The 21123-nt window shown below is 58.1% G+C and carries 13 protein-coding genes; 2 read left to right on the forward strand and 11 right to left on the reverse strand.

All coding sequences use genetic code 11. The features are described 5' to 3' along the window. Positions 1–252: 252 nt before the first annotated feature. The 6 genes from L6R21_01765 to L6R21_01790 all read right to left on the reverse strand — a co-directional run bounded on the left by L6R21_01765 (position 253) and on the right by L6R21_01790 (position 4915). Positions 253–1056 carry a hypothetical protein gene (locus L6R21_01765; GenBank protein ID MCK6557898.1) on the reverse strand — a complete coding sequence of 268 codons (804 nt, stop codon included), beginning with the start codon at positions 1054–1056 and terminating at the stop codon, positions 253–255. Positions 1057–1118: 62 nt separating this feature from the next. Next, complete coding sequence (locus L6R21_01770) at positions 1119–1481, reverse strand: hypothetical protein (GenBank protein ID MCK6557899.1); 363 nt, start codon at positions 1479–1481, stop codon at positions 1119–1121. An 86-nt stretch (positions 1482–1567) separates the two neighbouring features. Next, on the reverse strand, positions 1568–2404 hold the full coding sequence (locus L6R21_01775) for a GNAT family N-acetyltransferase (GenBank protein ID MCK6557900.1): 837 nt from the start codon (positions 2402–2404) through the stop codon (positions 1568–1570). Between the two features lie 401 nt (positions 2405–2805). Then, a complete protein-coding gene (locus L6R21_01780; GenBank protein MCK6557901.1) occupies positions 2806–3648 on the reverse strand; it encodes a sulfurtransferase in 843 nt (280 codons plus the stop codon). Positions 3649–3807: 159 nt separating this feature from the next. Further along, on the reverse strand, positions 3808–4380 hold the full coding sequence (locus L6R21_01785; GenBank protein ID MCK6557902.1) for a hypothetical protein: 573 nt from the start codon (positions 4378–4380) through the stop codon (positions 3808–3810). Between the two features lies 1 nt (position 4381). After that, complete coding sequence (locus tag L6R21_01790; GenBank protein ID MCK6557903.1) at positions 4382–4915, reverse strand: DinB family protein; 534 nt, start codon at positions 4913–4915, stop codon at positions 4382–4384. Positions 4916–5290: 375 nt separating this feature from the next. On the opposite strand from L6R21_01790, the gene L6R21_01795 reads away from it, so the two are divergent. Then, a complete protein-coding gene (locus L6R21_01795; GenBank protein ID MCK6557904.1) occupies positions 5291–9499 on the forward strand; it encodes an ATP-binding protein in 4209 nt (1402 codons plus the stop codon). Between the two features lie 526 nt (positions 9500–10025). Next, positions 10026–14384, forward strand: a complete 4359-nt coding sequence (locus L6R21_01800; protein MCK6557905.1) for a tetratricopeptide repeat protein — start codon at positions 10026–10028, stop codon at positions 14382–14384. A gap of 693 nt (positions 14385–15077) precedes the next feature. On the opposite strand, the gene L6R21_01805 is transcribed toward L6R21_01800, so the two are convergent. The 5 genes from L6R21_01805 to mtaB all read right to left on the reverse strand — a co-directional run bounded on the left by L6R21_01805 (position 15078) and on the right by mtaB (position 21094). Beyond that, a complete protein-coding gene (locus L6R21_01805) occupies positions 15078–16235 on the reverse strand; it encodes a class I SAM-dependent RNA methyltransferase (GenBank protein ID MCK6557906.1) in 1158 nt (385 codons plus the stop codon). Between the two features lie 896 nt (positions 16236–17131). Continuing rightward, positions 17132–17611, reverse strand: coding sequence for a hypothetical protein (locus tag L6R21_01810; GenBank protein MCK6557907.1), 480 nt, complete (start codon positions 17609–17611; stop codon positions 17132–17134). Positions 17612–17750: 139 nt separating this feature from the next. Further along, complete coding sequence (locus L6R21_01815; protein ID MCK6557908.1) at positions 17751–17918, reverse strand: hypothetical protein; 168 nt, start codon at positions 17916–17918, stop codon at positions 17751–17753. 8 nt (positions 17919–17926) lie between these two features. Continuing rightward, entirely contained in the window at positions 17927–19687 is a 1761-nt protein-coding gene (locus L6R21_01820) for a mechanosensitive ion channel family protein (protein ID MCK6557909.1), read from the reverse strand. A 93-nt stretch (positions 19688–19780) separates the two neighbouring features. After that, entirely contained in the window at positions 19781–21094 is a 1314-nt protein-coding gene (gene mtaB / locus L6R21_01825; protein ID MCK6557910.1) for a tRNA (N(6)-L-threonylcarbamoyladenosine(37)-C(2))-methylthiotransferase MtaB, read from the reverse strand. Positions 21095–21123: the final 29 nt, after the last annotated feature.

A 21123-nucleotide genomic window follows, 5' to 3' on the forward strand; every position in this document is an offset into this window, starting at 1 on the left:
TTGCCTCGCACTGTGCCTCCACCGCCATCCAGTAAGGCTCTTGTGAAGATTTGGGCACTCTGCCGTGCCATTCACATCAGAAGCTCACCGCCGAGACGCGGAGAACGCGGAGAAGGACTCTTTTGATTTTGAAACTCCGCGCTCTCCGCGTCTCCGCGGTTCACACATTTGCTTTGTGGTTAAGAATCTTTCAGACTTTTATTCTGACTTTGAGCGACTTGTGGTCCATAACGGTTGTCATCGGCTTGACTTTCACAGTCGCGACCACGCCATGCCGAGCGTGAACCCGGCCAGGAATTCGGTGTAGTTCGTCACCTCGGGCGCGGTGAAGGCAGTGACCCGGCGCACCTCTGCGCGCAGCCAGTGGCTGTCGCCCAACCGGCGCTGCACGCCAACGCCGTAGTTGATCATCAACGCCGACCGCGCACTGCCGGCCGTGGCCTCCGCCGTGGAATGGATCACACCTGCACCCGCCGTGAGCGCGGCTTGCACGCGTGACGCGAGCGGCTGCAGATACCGGACGTTCGTGTGCAACAGATGGAAGGACGCCGCTTTGCTGTTTACATATTGCAGCGCCGCTTCGACCTCGACCCGCGCCAGGCTGCGATAGGAGAAGCGGCCCGCCACCGTGAATCCCCGGTCAAATACGCCCACCTGCGCAGAAACTCCGCCTTCAACAGCCGGTGCCGGCGCTGTCAGCAACGCCGGCGGCCTGGGCTTTCTCGTCTGGCCTTCGGTCTTTCCCAAAAACATCCAGCCCTTCTGGTCCGTGTGAGTTGCAAGCTGCATCCACAAGCCGCGGTTTTGCAGGATGCGTACTGTGTCACCGGCAGACAGAGTGAGCAGGCGGTGGCTGGTGATGCTGGGCATCTCGTAAAGCGGCGTCTCGAGGTCACGCATCACTGCCGGCTGCGCTTGCAACGGACTCAGGCTGCTCCATACCACCACCAGTCCGAAGCCGGCGCACAGCAGTCTACGCTTCTTCTTCTGCGCTTCTCCGCCGGCAAACCCGCGCGCCGGGTCGGGTCCCACTCGTTCCACGTCAAACATAGGCATGCACAAATGATATTCGCCGGCCGGATCGCCGGCCATGGGTGATGATCGAATGCTGCGAACGTTCAGTCCGTCAACACGGCATGTGCTTGAAATTCGTTTTGCGCGTGTTGCTTGCAGGCGGCCAGCTTGCGCAGGTTTGCCTGAAAGGCTTCGTACGCGGCGTCTCCCTGAAAACGCGTCGCGCTGGGCTGCAGTTGATATTCGGCAAAACAGGTGCGGACGATCTCCGCGAGCCAGTTTTCGAAGTTATTGATGCGTCCCGCAAGCAAGTATTCAACGAAGGCTTTCAGGTACACATCGACTTGCAGTTGTGCCGCGCTGCCGGGATTGCCGGTCACGATCAAAGCCCCGCGATAAAGCCGGCCGGCAAAGGGGCAAAAAAGCGCGTGAAAGGCGCCGGCCACTCGATCGTCTATGTCTTTCATGTTCGTTTCTTCCTGATCGAATTCTTGCGGCGCCTCTGAGCACAACCATGAGAAAGGCGTTTGCACCGCCTCGAACGCGCGCAGTGCTACGACTTTAATTGCCATTTGATGCGCGTGTAAGCGATGCGGAAACCATGCCGTTCGGCGTTGCGTTGCGAGGCACTGCCGGGTTGCGCGCACATCATCGCCAAGTCGCAGCCCTGTTCTGCGGCATAACGCAAGCGATAGTCAAGCAAGGCCAATTGTGCGCCCTGCTTGCGTGCCGCGGGAATCGTGCAGGCGCCGGCGAGCAGCGCCACCCCGCCGCTCAGGCTCAGGGCCGCAGAAGCGATAGGCGCGCCCTCCAACTCCGCCAGAAACGAAACGCTGTCTTCCCGCTGCGTGCTGATCGGCGCCAGTTCCAGCAAATATTCGGAAAGCTCCGGCAAGTGGCTCCAGCCTTTTGCCGTTACCTGCGCCCATAATTCTCCTTCATTTTCGGCGATGGCGCGCACGCGAATGCTTTTGTTGCGCGGCACTGCGGGAGCGGCTTCGCGGCTGATCGCGCGGTACATTACGCTGGTGAACTCCATGGCATGATAGCCGCGTTCATTCAGCAAAGCCACCAGTTCGAGGCCGGCGAGCGGGCTGACTTCATGGAATACCGGCGCCCCGCGTTCTTTGAAGAAGTTTTCAATCTTTTCCAATTCGGCAGGCGTGATGGGATCGAACAGGCCGAGGCCAAACGTCTGCGTGATGGGCGACGAAACGCCGTCGAACATCGCGTAGGCCCCCGCCACGTCGATCCACTGCGCGCCGCTTTCGGGGTAAAGCCTGGCTCGCGCTTCGACGAACTTCGCGCTGGCGTGCGCCTCGGCTCTTTCCAGGCGCCGCGACAATTCCAGATCGGAGAAGAATTGCGGTTCTGGTTTTGGGTTGATCATTTTTTGCTTAACGAACGACAGAAACTGGTTGAATCGGTAGATTAGTCACCGAAGAGTAAACTCGTTGCCAAAAAGCAAAGAATTGTTCGGCGGCTGCTTTCTCGACCCGTATTGATGCGGATCTTGTATCAATTCTGTAAATCTCCGGCCTTTTCCACTGTGGGCGAAAGAATTCACCCAGAGACGCAAAGATCTCCCATTCCTCTCTTGCCGGCAATCATGAGAGGCAAGGCTCGAATCTTTTCTTTGCGTGGCTTTGCGTCTTTGTGATCGCTTTTGCCTTTTTGGGTTCGGGCTGGGATTTGTTTTAGAGCATCGCTGCCAAGTCTTTTCTGACGGAGCCAGCCGGAGTGCAGAGGCATGACGCAGCGAAGTTGCGTCATGCCCTCAGCTCTTTGGGGTTATTCCCCTCTTGCCACCGGCGCGCCGACGAGATTGCCCCACTCGGTCCACGAGCCATCATAGTTCTTCACCTTCTCAAAACCAAGCAAATACTTCAACACGAACCACGTGTGGCTCGAGCGCTCGCCGATGCGGCAGTAGGTGATCACTTCTCTATCCGGCGTGACGCCTTGACTGGCGTAGAGCGCCTTTAACTCATCATGGCTCTTGAACGTGCCGTCTTCGTTGCACGCTTTTCCCCAGGGAATACTCTTCGCGCCGGGAATGTGGCCACCGCGCTGGCAGGTTTCCGGCAAACCGGGAGGGGAAAGAATCTTGCCGGTGAATTCATCAAGCGAGCGCACGTCGACCATCGCCACGCCGTTTTTCATGGCCTCTTGCACCTGCGGCAAAAATGCGCGCAACGCCTGCTCCGGCGCGCCGGCCTTGTAGCTCGCGGCTTTGGGCGCCGGCTTGTCTTTGCTCAGCTCACGGCCTTCCGCGACCCATTTCTTGCGGCCGCCATCCATGATGCGAACATCCGGGTGGCCGTAGATTTTCATCTGCCAGAACGCCCAGGCAGCGAACCAGTTGTTGTTGTCGCCGTAGAGCACCACCGTGGTGTCGTTGGAGATGCCGCTGTCGCGCATCAGTTTTTCCATTTCGCTTTTTGGAATGATGTCGCGCTGCACGGTATCGCAGAGCTGCGTCTGCCAGTTCCAGCCGATGGCGCCGGGCACGTGGCCCTCGTCATACGCTTTGGTATCGACGTCAACTTCGGCGATGACGACTTTCGGGTCAGACTTGTGCTGCGCCACCCAAGCGGTGGAAACCAGCACATCGGGATTGGCATAATTCGACATGGTCAAATCTCCTTGAATTTGGAATTGATTTTGTTTCTGCTTCTGCTTCTGCTTCTGCCTTGTTTCTGATACAAAACTGACGGCGCGAGCCAGAGCACCAACTTGCAAGTGCGCTTTGTAGAGGCTCTTGACAAAGGTTATTTAGCAAAACTCATTGAGCTACATGCCCTTGAATTGTTCGAAGCTCTGGCCGCTGGCAAGAAACACAAGCGACGCAATGAAGAGCGCCAGCATTGCGGCGGCGGCCGCGGATACAATCGCCCATCCCACGATTCGTCTGGAATGGAACAGGTAAGCGATATTCAAGGCCGCCGGCCCGGCCAGCGGCAGGTTATGGAATCCGAGCGCAAGCAAGCTGATTCCCAGCCAGACGTTGAGCGCCACGAGCTTTTTCCGCTCTCGTTGTTCGAAACTGACAATTCGCCATGTTTCGAACGTCAGCCACCAGGCTGGAATGGCGAGCGTCAGGCCGAGGGCATAGAGAAGTCCTAACGAGCCTTCGAGAGTTCCTTGGAAAAATTTGAACGTCACAGCCAAAAGATGTCCAAAAGACATGATGCCGATCATGCCTCCAAAGAAGAGATTCATCGCTGCGATGATCTTGGCCCGAGTAGACAAACTCTGCCGTCGCTGTCGCACGGCCAGCACTAAAACTGCGATGAGAGAGAGCAGCATGGCGGCGGAGAGCCACTTGCTCTCGTCCAGCACCAGCACTACGATTTTCTCAACCATTTCACAACTCTCCGAATACTGACAATGGCTCAAATTGACATTCCGGCTTCACATCGAGAAACACGAGAAAGTCGGTTGCTGCCGGCTCGGCGCCGAGCTGCCGCAGCATAGCCATCACCTGGCCGCGATGATAGGTGGAATGATTGACGAGATGCTGCATCATGCGCTGCAGCGGATAGCGCCAGGTTTCGCCCAGCGTGTTTTCGTAGGCAATCACTTTCTTCAGCGAGACTTCCGTCACGCCGCGCACGAATGCCATTTGTTCCTGCTCGACTTCGGCCCACTTGGCACGCACGCACGCGAGCGTGGGAAAATCTGCGGGACTGAACATGGCTCTGGGCGATTCTTTCTGCCAACGCTTCAACCAAATCCATTCGCCCGACAAAATATGAACAAGCGTGCCGTGCACCGAACCATGGCTGCTGGCGAGATCGCGGTTGCACTGCTCGACCGTGAGGCTTGACGCGGCCGCGAGAAGGCGCGCATTCGCCCAGCGGTTGTAATCATATAGAAGTTGTATGTCTCTTTTGTTCATAATGAAATTTACTCCTCCAACAAAATTGCAACGCCGAAATAGGAGGAAGCTTCATGCCGACAAGTGGGACAATCCCCGGGCAGCAAGCAAAAGCTGCTTGCGGATGACTATTCCTCTGTTCACCTGAAACCTGTTGCTTGCAAACCGTAAAATGCTTTCGTTTTGCCGTTTTCGCAGGCGGTGAAAAGATACGCAAATCCCACGGCGAGTGCCTGACACTGACGTTGCAAACATGGGTAATCAGGTTGCATTGGCGGGTAACGGATAGGCTTTGGGCGTGCGCGGCGCACCGAACCTGACTCATTGTTGATCTCACTGCTACCGCATATGTTTCAAGTATTGCCTTCTTTACCTCACGGGACAGCGGCCCGAATCATGTGGTTCAGGACTATTGTGATTGGCTTGGCAGCCGGCCTCGTTCTGTCGTGGCCAAGTAAACTTCTCGCGCAATGGGACAACCTCAAATTCGAGCGTATTTCCCTCGAACAGGGGCTTTCCCAAAACACCATTTATTGCCTTCTGCAGGATCGCAAAGGCTTCATGTGGTTTGGCACGCAGGACGGGCTGAACAAATTCGACGGCTATGATTTCAAGGTGTACAAACATGATCCGCAGAATCCCAATAGCTTGAGCAACAACGTCGTCCGGGCAATCCATGAATCCCGCGACGGAACACTTTGGATCGGCACCAACGGCGGCGGGCTTAACAAACTTGTCCTGGAGGGAACGAATCGCGCGGAAGAAACCTTCACGCTGTTCAAGCATGATCCGCAAAACCCCAACAGCTTGAGCGACAATTATGTCTTGGCGATTCATGAAGATTCCCGCGACCACGGCGGCGTGCTTTGGATCGGCACTCGATATGGAGGGCTAAACAAGCTCGAAGTGAAAACGGGAAGAGTTACACGTTACCAAAACGATCCCGGCAATGCCAACAGCCTGAGTGACAACTACATCATCTCGATCTCTGAAGATCAGGCCGGTACGCTTTGGATCGGCACATATGGCGGCGGCTTGAATAAATTTGATCGGGAAAAAGAAATTTGGGATCGCTATCAATTCGCCTCCATGAGTCCCGCTGATTTGGGCCACAATCAGATCAGAACGATTTATGAAGACCGCGCGGGCACCCTTTGGATCGGTACCGGCGGCGGACTCGACAAGCTTGTCCTGGAAGGATCGAGCCGGCAGAACGGTGCCATCACGCATTATCACCACAATCCGAATGACCCTGCCAGTTTGAGCGCGAATGCAGTCTGGTCGATCTGCGAAGATGAATCGGGCCGGCTTTGGATCGGCACCGGCATTGGACTCAATCAATTCGATCGCGTCACGGAGAAATTCCAGCGCTATCACCACGATCCTGATGATCCCAGCAGCCTGAGTGATAATTATGTCCGCGCGATTGGCGCCGACCGCTCCGGCATGCTTTGGATCGGCACCTGGAACGGCGGCCTCAACAAGCTCGATCACCGCAGAGGGATGTTCGCGCATTACCGCACCATTCCGAATGATCCCAACAGCCTGGGCCATAACAATGTCCGCGCGATTTACGCCGGCCGCGACAGCGTGCTCTGGATCGGAACGCGCGGCGGCGGGCTTGACAAATTTGACCGGAAGAAGAAAATTTTTACGCATTACGCGGAAGACCCCAAAGGCTTGAGCCATAATTATGTCTGGTCGATTTTTGAAGATCGCGCTGGCGAGTTTTGGATTGGCACCTATGGCGACGGACTGAAGAAATTCGATCGCAAAACAGAACGCTTTACGCATTACCGGCACGATCCGGCCAACCCCCGCAGTCTGAGTCACAAGCACGTCACGCCGATCTATGAGGACCGCAGCGGTGTGCTCTGGGTTGGAACCGACGGCGGTGGACTCAACCGGTTTGATCGCGCTGAAGAAACGTTCAAACATTATAAACATGATGCCAACGATTCCACCAGCTTGAGCCACGACGGCATCTGGTCGATCTTGCAAGACCACGCTGGCACATTATGGATCGGAACAGCCGGTGGTGGACTCAATGAGTTCGATGCAAAAAGCGAAACATTCAAACATTACAAAAATGATCCGCATGACTCGCAGAGCCTGAGCAATAATCACGTTTTCTGCATTCACGAAGATTCCCGCAACGCGGGGATACTTTGGCTCGGCACCTGGGGCGGCGGGCTGAACAAATTCCATACGGCCACCGGGAAATTTGTCAATTACACTGAAAAAGACGGGCTGCCCAATGACGTGATTTATGGAATTTTGGAAGATGATCACGGCAATCTTTGGCTCAGCACCAATAAAGGTATTGCGCGATTCAACCTCCAAACCGAAACGTTCAAGAACTACAACATCCATGATGGGCTGCAAAGCTATGAATTCAACGGCGGCGCTTATCACAAAAGTAAAAGCGGCGAAATGTTCTTTGGCGGCATCAACGGCTGCAATGCCTTCTATCCCGGTGAGATCAAAGACAACGCCTACATTCCTCCCATCGTGATTGCGGCGGTCAAGAAATTCGATCAAATCGCCAAGCGCGATATTGCGGCGGCGGATGAAATCGCGCTTTCCTACAAGGACAAGTATCTGACCTTCGAATTCGTCGCGCTCGATTACACCAATCCCGAGAAAAACCGGTATGCTTACATGATGGAAGGTTTTGACAAAACCTGGATCGACGCCGGCAACAGGCGCTTCGTGAGTTACACCAATCTCGATCCGGGAAAATATGTGTTCAAAGTCAAAGGCTCGAACAATGACGGCGTTTGGAACGAAGCGGGCGTTGCGGTAAGAATTGCGATTGCCCCGCCGCCGTGGAAAACCTGGTGGGCTTATGCGCTTTACGTTTTATTCGCGGCGAGTTTGTTGTATGGCGTTCGCCGCTACGAGTTGAATCGCCTGCGCCTGAAGAACCAGTTGCAGCTCGAACACGTGGCAGCGGAAAAGCTGAAAGAGCTGGATCATCTGAAATCCAAATTTTTTGCCAATATCTCCCACGAATTTCGCACGCCGCTGACGCTGATTCTCGGGCCGCTGGAAAATGTCGCCGCCAAGATTTCCGACACGGCGATCAAAAAACAACTCGCCATGGCCTTCGAGCATGGCCGGCGCTTGCTGCGGCTGATCAACCAGATTCTCGATCTTTCCAAACTCGAGGCCGGCGGCATGGAATTGAAAGCGAGCCGCAACAATCTGATTCCCTTTTTGAAGGGAATCGTTTTTGTTTTCGAATCGCCGGCTGAAGCGCGACAGATTACGCTGGATTTTCGCTCGAGCTACACGAATCTGGCGGTTTACTATGATATCGAGAAGATGGAACAGGTTTTCTATAACCTGATCTCGAACGCCATCAAATTCATTCCTCCGGGCACGGACGGAAAAATCACTGTGACCGTGACGCAGTCGCAGATATCGCTGCTCAAAAAGCTGCCGCCCAATGTGGAATGCGTGCGCATCAGCATCAAGGACACCGGCATTGGCATTCCGGCGGATCAGCAGCCGCACATTTTCAACCGCTTTTATCGCGCCGAGAATTTGCCGCGCAACTCGCAACCGGGCACTGGCATCGGCCTGGCGCTGGCCAAGGAGATTGTGGAATTGCATTTCGGGCAAATCGACATGAACAGCGAGGAGGGCCGGGGCACGGAATTCATTGTGACGCTGCCGCTGGGCAAGGACCATTTGGCGGCAAATCAAATCGTTGAAGATGATGAGCCTGGCGAGAACAGACTATCGCGGCGCGTGCCGGAGAAGATTCTTTCCGGTGTTTTGCCGGAGAACGACCAAGCTGCCGACACCGAGAGTGAGCGTGAAAGCGAAGCGCAAGACGTCATCTTGATCGTGGAAGACAACCAAGAGGTCCGGACTTTTATTCGGCAATACCTGGAGCCGGACTACGCCGTTGCCGAGGCCATGAATGGGCGCGATGGTTTTGAAAAGGCCGCGACCGCTATTCCCGATCTCGTTATCTGCGATGTCATGATGCCCGAGCTGGACGGCTACGAGTTGTGTCATGCTCTAAAGAACGACGAAAGAACCAGTCACATTCCGATTATTCTGTTGACGGCCATGGGCGGCGAGGAAAACAAGCTGCAAGGTTTGCAAACCGGCGCCGATGATTACTTGACCAAGCCGTTCAGCTCCAAAGAGCTGCTGGCGCGGGTGGAAAATCTCATCGTGCAGCGCCGCAAGCTGCGCGAACGGTTCAGCCGCGAAATTGTGCTCAAACCGAGCGAGATAGCCATTACTTCAACAGATGAACGTTTTCTCAATCGTGTAAAAGAAGCCGTGGAAAAAAATCTCGGCGACGAGGAGTTTTCCGTCGAAGATTTGGGGCGCGAAGTGGGGATGAGTCGCGTCCAGCTTCACCGCAAGCTTAAAGCGTTGACCAATCAATCCGCGGGCGAATTCATTCTCTCCATGCGCCTGCAGCGCGCGGTTGACTTGTTGAAACAAAACGCCGGCACCGTCGCCGAAATCGCTTACATGATTGGCTTCAACACGCCCAATTATTTTGCCAAATGTTTCCGCAAGCAGTTTGGTTGCTCACCGTCGGAGTACAAGATGAATCATTCGCGGGAAACCACATAACCCGAACCAGCCCGAACGAAGGAAGGCTAAGACCCGCAAAGAACAGATTTGACTTCCGTCCTCCATTTGCAGGCAACAAACGATTGGGAATTCTCTGCGAACCTTTGCGGCTTGGCGACTTGGCGTGAGTTTTCTTGCCCAAACTCACCTGAGTTGGAGACTCTCAGAATTGTCATAAAACCCGCATAAATGCCGGCTAAAATGGCACCCGCCGCACGAGTCTTCGCTTTTTTGCAGCGAGGCAATTTTTGAAAAGCTAGATCCTGTTAATCCCGCTCATCCTGCCAAATCGCCTCGCGTGCGGCTCCTGCCCTCAGCTTGCCGGCCTCTGCTCCTGCCTGCCTGAAATGCAACAAGACTCTCATCATCAGGACACAAAGGCAAATGGAAAGAGCCTGGTGCCTTTGTGCCTTCGTGGTTCAAATGAGAAGTCCCGCCGGCCGGGCGCATTTTTTCCACAAATCCCCACTTGGAATTCGACCGCGTTTTCCCTACCTTCGCCCCGAACCGCAACCCTGGAGGGTTCATGCCCGGTCACATCTTCATCTCCCATGCCACGAAAGACGATCCCTTCGTCAAAGAGCTGCGCGTTGCGCTCGAATCCCTGAATCTGCCCGTATGGGTCGACTCCCGCAATTTGCGCGGCGGGGACAAACTCGCCGTCGAGATCAACTCTGCCATTGAAAACGCGCGCCAGGTCATCGTTGTGCTCAGTCCCAACACCGTCAACTCGCCCTGGGTGCGCAAGGAAATTTCCAAAGCCCTGGCCATTGAAAAAGCGCGTCAGGCCCAAGGCTTCCGCGTCATTCCGCTCATGTTGCCCGACATCGAGCCGGCGGCACTGACCTTGTGGTTTGATGAAGAGCCGTTGGGCATCAGAGTGCAGCTCACTGCCGGCGGCATTGCCGAAGCCCTGCCGCAGATTCTCGCGGCCCTCGGCGAAAAACTGCCGGAGGACTATCAACCCACCAAGAAGATCGACGCAGCGCCGGTGGAAGAATTGGTGCTCAAGCTCGTTGATCCCAAAATTGAATTGCATGACGGAAAACAACGCGCCACCGCCACGGCCACGCTGGTGTACGAACCGGCGGACAAAGCCAGCCGCGCGGTGGAAAGCAAACGCTACACCTTCTCCGCGCCGCTCGGACCCATCGAAGCCGAGGATCTGCGCTGGTATTTGGAAAGCTACTACCTCTGGCCCACTGGCGTGTTTCAGCAGCGCGCCGAGCGCATCGAAGCGCAACTGCCGCAGTGGGGACGGGATTTGTACCACGCCGCGTTACGCGATCCGATTGCCGCCGAGGCGCTGCAAGCCTGGAGGAAAAAAGCCGACGGCGCGCAACGCCGCTTCTCGGTGTTAGTTGACAGCGACCCGCCGGCCGGCGCGGATGATGACACTCGCAAAGCCACTTTGGCCGCGGCGAGCAATGTGCTCAGCCTGCCGTGGGAATTGCTGCACGACGGGGCCGGCTATCTGTTTCGCGGCAAGAATGCCGTGGCGGTGCGGCGCCGGCTGCCCAACCGCGCGCCGCAAGAGGTGCGCCCCACCAGCCTGCCGATTCGCATTCTACTAGTCAGTCCGCGGCCCGAAGACAAAACCACCGGCTACATCGACCATCGCGTCAGCGCCAAGCCATTGGTGGAAGCCGTGGCGGCCTTGGGCGATTTGGCCGCGCTCACCGTGCTCACTCCGCCCACGCTCGCGGCGTTGCGGCAGGAGCTGAAGCGCGCCAGCGAGGCCAACCAGCCTTATGATGTGGTGCATTTCGATGGTCACGGCGTTTATGACCGCGAGCACGGCCTGGGCGCGCTGTGCTTTGAAGATCCCCAAGACGCGGACAAGCTGCACCACCGCAGCATGCAGCTCGTGCATGCGAGTGAGCTGGCCAGCGATCTGCGCGACTACCGCATTCCCGTGGTGTTTTTGGAAGCCTGCCAAAGCGCCACGGTGGAAACCGATCCCACGGCCTCGGTGGCCGCTAAGTTGTTGGAATGCGGCGTGGCCGCGGTGGTGGCCATGAGCCACAGCGTGTTGGTGGAAACCGCGCGGCGCTTCGTGGAGGCGTTCTATGGCAAGCTCGCCGGCGGCAGCCGCGTGGCTGAGGCCATGCTCGCCGGCCAGAACGCGCTGGAAGGCGACAAGTGGCGCGGCAAGGTCATGGGCGCGGGTGACCTGAAGCTGCACGATTGGTTCGTGCCCGTGCTTTATCAAGAAGAACAAGACCCGCAGCTCGTCACCAGTTTGCCGGCCGAGGCGGTGCAGCGCCTGCAGGAACGCCGCCAGCAACTGCGCTTTGGCAATTTGCCGGAAACGCCGAGCCACAAGTTTCATGGCCGCAGCCGGCAATTGCTGGCCCTGGAGCGGCTGCTGCACACGCAAAACTACGCGGTGGTGCGCGGCACCGGCGGGGCCGGCAAAACCACGCTGGCAGCGGAATTGGGCCGCTGGCTGGTGAGCAGCAAGCGTTTTGGCCACGCCGCGTTTGTGAGTCTGGAAACCGTGAGCGACGTGCGCGCGGTGCTCGACAGCTTGGGACGCCAGCTTCTGCCTGAGGGCGCGAACTATTCGGTGGCGCAATACAGAAATTTGGACGAGGCCCTGCAGCCGGTGGAACGCGCGTTGCAGGACAGCCCGACGATCATGGTGCTGGACAATTTGGAAAGCATTTTGCCTGATGCCAACGGCATTGCACCCGCTGCTGCGGCGCCGGTGGACGAGTTGTTTGCCCTCTGCCGCAAGCTGCTCGCCAGCCACCCTGCCACACGCATCGTGTTTACCACGCGCGAGGCGCTGCCAGCACCGTTTGACCACAAGGCGCGCGAAAGCGTGCTCGGCCCGCTCGACCGCAACGAGGCCGTTGAGCTGGTGAGCAGCGTGATGAAACAAGAAGGACTCGAGCCCAAAGCCAGTGACCCGGGCAGCACCCCGCAGGAGATTATTGATTTGGTGGAGGCAGTGAATTGCCACGCCCGCGCGTTGGTGTTGCTCGGCCGGGAGGTGGCGCGCCAGGGCGTACGCAGCACCACCGCCAATTTGCAGCGGCTGATGGCGGAGCTGGAACAAAAACACCCGGGCCAGCGCGAGAATTCTTTGTATGCCAGTGTTGAGCTTTCTTTGCGCCGCTTGCCGGCGGACATGCGCGAGCAGATTAAACCACTGGGTCTGTTTCATGGTGGGGCGAATACTTTCACGATCATGCAAACGCTTGAAGTTGATCAGCAAAGCGCAAAGCGCATAGCGCATGGCCTTGTTGACGTTGGCCTCGGCCAGATGATGAACTACGGCCACCTGCGGCTTGACCCGGCCTTGGCGCCCTACTTGCTTGGGCAAATGAATGAGGCGGAACAAGCCCAAGCCCGCCAGCGCTGGGCAACAGGCATGCGGCAGTTGTTGGGTTATTTGTATAAAGAAAGATTTAAGAACACCGAACTATCGGCGACGCTCACACTGCTGGAATTGCCCAACCTGCTGGCCCTGCTCGATTGGGCTGCGGAGAATTTGACGCCGGAAGAAGTGGTCGACATAACCAGCAGCTTGGAAACCCTGCTTCACCACTTCGGCCGGCCGCAGGCTCTGGCGCGGGTGGTGGCTGTGCGCGAGCAGGCGGCAAAGAAATTGGGGGACTGGAGCCATGCGCGGTTTGAAGCGGAACGCGCTCGCATTGAACGGCTGCTGGAAAGCGGAGACGTGCAAGCGGCTTACACGGCGGCGCAACAGCTCGTGCAGAACTGTTTGAATGCCGGCGAACAAGCTTATGCGGGCGCAGGTTATGACATCGCAGTTGCGCATTTTCTGCTCGGCCGCGTGCTCGTAACGGGTGGTGCCGCTGAAGCAGCGCTGTCGCCCTTGGCTGAGGCGCAAAAACGCTTTCAGCAACTGGCCGATGCCGGCAACACCGACGCCGCGAGGATGGCTTCTGCAGCCATTACCGAAAGCGGCGATTGTTTGAGGAATTTGGGACGGTTGGAAGAAGCGGCAGCGGCTTATGAAAAGGCTCTCGAGTTGGACAAAAAACGCGGTGATCTGAGAGATATTGCCGCTGGCAAATTCCAACTCGGCACGGTGCGGATGCTGCAAAAGAAGTATGCCGAAGCGCTGAAAATCTACGCCGAAGCGCGTGACATTTTCGAGAACCTGGGCGAGCCGGGCAGCGTGGCCACTGCCTGGCATCAAATCGGCATGGTGCATAAAGAAGCCGGACAGTACGACCGGGCTGAACAGGCCTACCGCCAGTCCCTGGCGATTAAAGTGGCGCGGAAAAACCGCGCTGGTGAAGCGGGCAGCGTGAACGAACTGGGCAATCTTTATGGTGACATGGGCCGCTTGGAAGAAGCCGTAATCTTCTACCGCCAGGCAGCGGATATTTATGCTGCCTTGCCAGACAATGCAAATGAAGGCCGAGCGCGCTACAATATTGCCAACACGCTGATCAAATTGCGGCGCTACGACGAGGCCCGTAGCGAGCTGCTGCGCGCCATTGAGTGCGACAAACCCTACGGCCATGCCGCCGAGCCGTGGAAGACGTTTATGGTTTTGCATAATTTGGAACAAGCCACGGGCAACCCACAAGCCGCAGCGAGCGCGCGGCAGCAGGCCATTGCCAAATACCTCGCCTACCGAAGGGCGGGGGGAGGCGAACACGAACGTTCCGCGCAGATTTGTGGCGCTGTCGCTCAAGCCATTGGTGCAGGCCAAGCAGTGGCAATTCAACAGGCGCTGGCGCAAATTGCCGGAGCAAGAGAAACTTCTGCTTCGGATAGACTCTTCATCTCCAAACTGCAGGCCATTCTCTCCGGCGATCGCAACCCCGCCCTTGCCTCAGATCCAAATTTGTACTATCAAGCTGCGGCAGAATTGCAACTGCTGCTGGAGAAGTTGCGGTAATCTCACCGCCGCAAAGACGCGCCAGCGCCGCGCCTCTACGCCGTTGCCATCAACTGGCTGTCATCCAGAAGGGACCTTGTGAAGCACTCGGCACCGCGCTGTCGCGGCAAGCGTAGCCCCGGCCCCTTGTGGGCCGCTGTTAGGGTCCGGCAATTCGTGCATGTGGCATTGCCCCACTCGTAGCCCCGGCCCCTTGCGGGCCGCTGTCACGGTCCGGCAATTCGTGCACGTGGCATTGCCCCACAAGGGGGCAGGGCTACGCCGCAGCAACGAATAGCGGCCTGTCATCCTGATCAGGGGCAGTGCTCAGGTCTTCACAGGGCCATTAGCCTGATAAAACGCAACTCAAAGGAAATCGCCAACAGATAGAAACCACCCAGCGGATGCAAAGCTTCAAATCAGTTGGGTTGTTTCTATCCGCTGGAGGGAATGGTTGTTTTCAGAACAAAGGAAATCGCCAACAGATGGAAACCACCCAGCGGATGAAAAGCTCCAAATCAGTTGGGTTGTTTCTATCCGCTGGAGGAAATTGTTGTTTTGGGAGCAACGATTTCACTCTAGAAAAACGACGGGATGACGTGAGCTGTCGGTTTGTGATCGTGGGGTTGTGCCTTGTGCTTCACAGGGTACCTGCTGGACGACAACCGGCTGCGGAGCGACTGCCAATGCCGCGCAGCAACGGTGTGCCACCTCTCATTCCCGCCACCGCGGCTTGCTGCCTTCATACAATTCGAATTCCAACAACCGGCATTCAAGCGCGCCGTTGAAAAACGGCAGCCGGCGCTTGGGCCGCAAGCCCACGCGCTTCGCCAATTCGAGATTGCCGGTGAAAACATAGCCGGTGTAGCCCGCGCATTTCTGCTTGAACCAATCACCAATGCCGGGATAGATCGCCTGCAGCTCCGCTTCTCGCCCCAGCCGCTCGCCGTATTCGGGATTGAGCATGATCACCCCGCCGCCGGCCGGCACCGGCGTCGCGGCAAAATCACATACTTCGAATGCAATCAAATGATCGACGCCCGCGGTCTTGGCATTCTGCCGCGCGGCGGCCACGGCTGCGGGATCGTGATCGGTCGCGATGATTTTGGCCGCGAGCGTCTTTTTCATTCCCGCTTTTGCCTGCGCCAGCAACGCCCGCCATTTTGCCTGCTCAAATCCGCGCAAGTGCATGAACCCGAAATTGCCGCGCAGCAAACCCGGCGGCCGGCCGAGACTGAGCCACGCCGCTTCGATCGCCAACGTGCCGCTGCCGCACATCGGATTGATGAAATTGCCCTCGCCCTGCCAGCCCGTGGCCAAAATCGTGGCCGCGGCCAGAGTCTCCTGCATCGGCGCCTGCAGCGGAATCTTGCGGTAGCCGCGCTTCGCCAGTGACTCGCCCGAGGTGTCAAGATAAATGCTCGCCTCCTCTGCTTTCCAATACAAAAAAACCACGGCGCCGGTGCGCTCCGGTCCGGAATCCGGCCGCCGGCCGGTCTTGCGCTTGAGACGGTCGACAATCGCATCTTTGCATTTGAGATTGGCAAAGCGCGTGTCTTTGATGGTGTCGTTGTGCACCGCCGAGGTGATGCTGAGAGGGCTGTGGCTGTCGAGGTAATTCTCCCACGGCAAGCGCACGAGGTGGCTGTACAACTCTGCGGACGTGCGGCAGCGGAAATCTTTCAGCAAGAACAGAACGCGGTGGCCGGTGCGCAGCCAGAGATTCAGGCGCTGGGTGTCGTGCTGCGTGCCGATGGTTTCGACCGCGGCTTCTTTTTCCGCCACGACCGGCAAGCCCAATGCGCGGATTTCATGCGCCAATATCGGAGGAATGGCTTTGGGACAGGTGACGAGAATGCGGCTGGTTTGCATAAGAGGGAGGGGTCACGGGTAAGCGGATTAGGTGACTGGCTTTTCGAACTTTGAATAGAATGCCAACTTTTTTCCAGCGGATAGAAACAACCCAGCGGATGAAAGCCCTTTATCAGTTGGTTGTTTCAATCCGTTGGAAAATCTCTTTGCTGCCCGCAGGTCCAAGTTTTCAGCTTGTTTGAACAACTTGTCCAGGTCATAGGGCGCGCAAAGTCAGAATAGAATTCCAAGAGATTCTTCACCACAAAGCAGACATTCGAACCGCGGCGACGCGGAGAGCGCGGAGTTATAAAATCAAGGGAATCCTTCTTCGCGTTCTTCGCGTCTTGGCGGTGAGCTTTTGAGGTGAATGACACGGGCGTGTGCCTCAATCTTCACAGGATCCTTACTGGATGACAGCGGTGGTGAATACCTCGTGCGAGACAACAGTGTACGAATCGGCCTCAGCGGGCTTTGGGTTTCAGTTTGTCTGAAACCTGGTGTTGTAGGCCATGGGGCGCGCAAAATCAGAATAAAATTCCAGAAGATTCTTCACCACAAGGCAATCATTCGAACCGCGTCGACGCGGAGTTTCAAAATCAAGAGAGTCCTTCTTCGCGTTCTTCGCGTCTTGGCGGTGAGCTATTGAGGTGAATGGCACGGGCGTGTGCCTCAATCTTCAGAGGATCGTTACTGGATGACAGTGGTGGTGGATACCTCGTGCGACGCAACAATGCCCGAATCGGGCTTATTGCTGCCCGCGGGCTTCGGATTTCAACTTGTCTGAAATCCGGCGCAGGCTCTTGGGCAAAATGATGGGGAACAAAATAATTCGATCATCGCCGTACGAATTCTCACGTCGTTGGGTGGCGCCTGGCTCAGCGTCCGCGCGGCGCTGCGCGCTCCGCCGCTTCCGGCTATTCGAACTGGCGGCGGGCCTCGGGCAGATGGGCCAGCAGCAGCTCGACGTTGGCCGGCGTGAGGTTGCCGCGCAGCCGCCAGGCGGCCCACCCGCCGTCGCAGGCAAGCTGGCCGCCGTGCGGCCACGCGCCGCCGGCATCGGTGCGCACGCCGGCGCGGCCAACCGGCCACGCCACCATCACATGCCAGATGCCGATGGTGTTGGGGGAGCCGGCGGCGTCGAGGCCGCGTGCCGGCAGCTCGTGCTCGGCGATGGCGATCTCGAGTCCGTTGACTTCACCCGTAAGCCCCGCGCCCCAGCGGGTGGCGGGCCGTCCCGCGAGCCGCACCGCCAGTGCTGCCAGCGGCGGGCGCTCGCCGGGGGCGAACGGCGAATGCAGCACGAAGCCGCGCTGCCTGGCGACGCGTTCCATGCTGCGCAGGCGCCGCCGCTCGCGCAGCAGGCCCGCTGCCAGCACGCCGACGATCACCACCACGATCCAGAACCAGTTCGGTATTGCTCACCTCGTTGATCGAATCTACTCCGCGCAAGCCGCCGGAGCAAATGACAATGTTAGCGCAGCATGCTCGCGATGAAATAGCGCGCGACCATGGCCGCGCCGGCGTGGCTGGCGTTCAGTCGCCACACTTCCAATTCAAAAAACTCAAAATCACGAAGGCAAGCAGCGCGAACAGATAGAGCGTGAGCTTGGCCGCCGGCCGCGCTTTCAGGCTGGGATTCAGCCACCAGAGCAGTAGCAGTCCCGCCAATAGCAAGAGTTGAAAAAGGCTGCGATTGGTCATGATGCGGCTCAGCGCCATTCCTCGTCAGCAAGGGTTTGCGGCTTGGGAAGCCCGAGCAAAGCCTGGGCGGTGAAATCCACCGGCTTGCCGTTGTCTTGCAGCCGCGGCGCCGTGGGTTGCGAATATTCGCCTGCCGGCCCGAAGCCCTGCACGACTTTCGCCAGCTCAGGCTCGGGGATTTCTTTGCCGACCACGCGCGGCTGCCGGGCATGGAAACTGTCGAGGTGCAGGGTTTGGGTCGGAAACGCGAATTCCACGCCCACGCGGCCGGCCAGCCGCAGAATCTCCATGAAGAAATTGTGCTTCTCGCGCAGCTCTTCGCTGATGCCGCCGACTTTGAGATAGCACACCACCAGCACGTTGAGCGAATAGGCGCCGAATTCGTTGAAATGAACTTCGTAGGCATCCTTGCGCATGAAGGGATTGGCGGCGATGATCGCGCGAATGCCTTCGACAAACGCCTGCATCTGCAGCGGCGTGGTGCTGTAGGTCAATCCCAGCAGCATGCGGATGCGGCGAAAATTGCGCAATCCCAAATTGTTGATCTGCACGTCGGCGAGCTTGGCATTGGGCATGGTCACCACCGAATCCTCCGGCGTGCGCAGCCGGGTGGAGCGGAAGCCCACTTCCTCCACCGTGCCTTCGGAGCCGTCGATGCGAATGTAATCGCCGACCTGAAACGGCTTGTCGAGAAAGATCATCACCGAGCCGAAGAAGTTGGCCAGCGTGTTTTGCGCCGCCAGGGCGATGGCCAAACCGCCGATGCCGAGGCCGGCCACGACCGAACCGATGGAGTAGCCGTAGCTCTGGATCACGGTGATGACGCCGAGCAGCAGCGCCAGAAACTTGAGCACTTTGCCGAGAATCGGGATCAACTGATCATCGAGCTTGCTGGCGGTTTTCTTGGTGACGCGGGACAGGTAAGCCGAGAACGCATCGACGAGATTGAACATCTGCCAGATGACGCCGGCCGCCGCCAGCAACTGCAGCAGCACGCTGATGAAAAGATTGGCGCGCAAGGAAAGCTGCAGATTCGAGTAGGTGAGGGAAAAGAAGCCGATCATCAACAAAAAGCTGAGCGGCCGTAGAAATCTCCGCAACTGTGCCGGCTCCCACTGCCAGGTCTCTTGCGAGATCAGCCGGCTGGCGAGGCGGTTGATGAGAAAAGCAAAGAGCCGGCGCAAAAAGAGACCGGTGATCAACAGCAGAACGAAGCCGGCAGCCTGCCAAATGGCAATGCCCAGGAAGGAATAGAAGAGCGGCTTGGGCAACATGCGCTGCACGTCTTCCAGCCACGCGGAATAGGTTTGGCGGTAGAGCCGGGGAATTTCCTGCAGGGTTGCCAGCGCGAACAGCCATTCGTCGCCGGCTTTGACGAGATAAACGTGCGGCAGCTTGTTGGGAAAGAGGGTGTATTCGGCCAGGCCGCTGCGCGGGTCGCGATGATTGGCGCTGTCGGGAATCGTCTCCAGGCGCACGAGCAGGGCGCGGCCGTCGAGCACGCGTTTGAGCTGGCGCGCCAGGGTTTGGCGCTCGGTCGCGCTGCGGGTCGAGTCCAGTGTGAAGGCTTCCGCGGCAATCGCATAATCGATGCCCGGCGGATTCTGCCATTCCAGAAAATTCTCGATGGCCTTGCGCGGGGTTGCCAGCCGTTGTTGGCGCAACGACGCCTGGCGCAGCGCATCCACCGTGCCCGGCTGCGCAGCGCCGGGCGCCGCCGCTGCCAGTACCAGCCCGCACAGCATCAGGCAGGCAAGCGTTTTCTTCATACTCTCCCTCTGCCAGTCATTCTGAGGTGTTTTGCATTTTTGGTGGGATAGAACCAATGCGCCGTCCGGCTGTCGCGTTTCGGTTTGCCACCGTCAAACGGACGATACGATCGTGCCGTGCGCGCTTCCCGGCTGCACGCCGTCCACGCGCGCCCGCACCAGGTGATTTTCCGCCAGCGACGCACCGTGGACTTCCACTTTGATATAATTGTCCGTGAAGCCGAGCCAACCGCCGGCGCCGGAGCGTTCTTCCAGCAATACTCTCACCTCGCGGCCCACGAAGCGGCGGTAGAATTCCAGCTTCTTGGCCTCGGAGATTTCATGCAAGCGCTGGCTGCGTTCTTTTTTCACTGCGGCGGGAACATGGCCGGCTTGGCGTGCGGCGGCTGTGCCGGTCCGGCTGGAAAAGGTGAACACATGCGCGTAGGCCAGCGCGGAATTTTGCAGCAGCTCGCAGCTCGCGCGAAACGCGGCCTCGGTTTCGCCGGGAAAGCCGACCATGAGATCCGTGGCAATCATGGCGTGTGGCAGGCGGCGTTGCAGTGCCGCGATGAAATCCTCGAACTCGGCGCGGGTGTAGAGGCGTTTCATCGCCGCCAGCACGCCGTCATCGCCGCTTTGCACCGGAATGTGCAAATGCGGGCACAGGATTTCGGAGTCGGCCATCAGCTCCAGCAATTCGGCGGGAATAGTGGTCGGCTCGATACTGCTGATGCGCAAGCGCTCGAGGCCGGGGAGCGCCAGCAGCATCTTGACCGCGTCCAGAAAAGTCTTGCCCTCGCAAGAGTAGGTGCCGAGGTTGACGCCGGTGAGCACGAGTTCTTTGTGGCCCGCGGCAATCAGCTCCGCGGCTTCGCGGCGGAGGTCGCCGAAAGCGCGCGAGCGGGCGCGGCCGCGGGCAAAGGGAATGATGCAGAAGCTGCACATGAAATCGCAGCCGTCCTGAATTTTCAAATTGGCGCGTGTGGTGGGCGCGGGCAGGCCGGTGCCGGCGATGGTGAAGGGTTCGCGGGTCAGGCGCGGCCGCACCACCTGCGGAGCCGTGCGCTTCACCGGATCATCGAGCAAGTCCGTGAGATTGAGTTTGTCCTGCGTGCCCACGATCAAATCGATGCCGGGAATGCGTTGCAGCGCCTCGGCGCCCACTTGCGCGTAGCAGCCGACGACCGCGACGAAGGTGTCCGGGTTGCGGCGCAGCACTTGATTGACGAGCTGGCGGCATTTACGATCGGCATGCCCGGTGACGGTGCAGGAATTGATGACGCACACGTCGCTGGGCTCGTCGCCGGCGACGATCTCATAGCCTTGGGAACGAAAGCGGTTGGACAGCAGCGCGGTCTCGGCCTGATTGAGACGGCAGCCGAGAGTGTGAAAGGATGCTCTTAGTTTCGCAGGTGTCCGTGACATCTCAGCCGATTATCTTTCATTGATTCTGC

This window comes from bacterium (genome assembly GCA_023150945.1).
Classification (GTDB): domain Bacteria; phylum Zhuqueibacterota; class Zhuqueibacteria; order Zhuqueibacterales; family Zhuqueibacteraceae; genus Coneutiohabitans.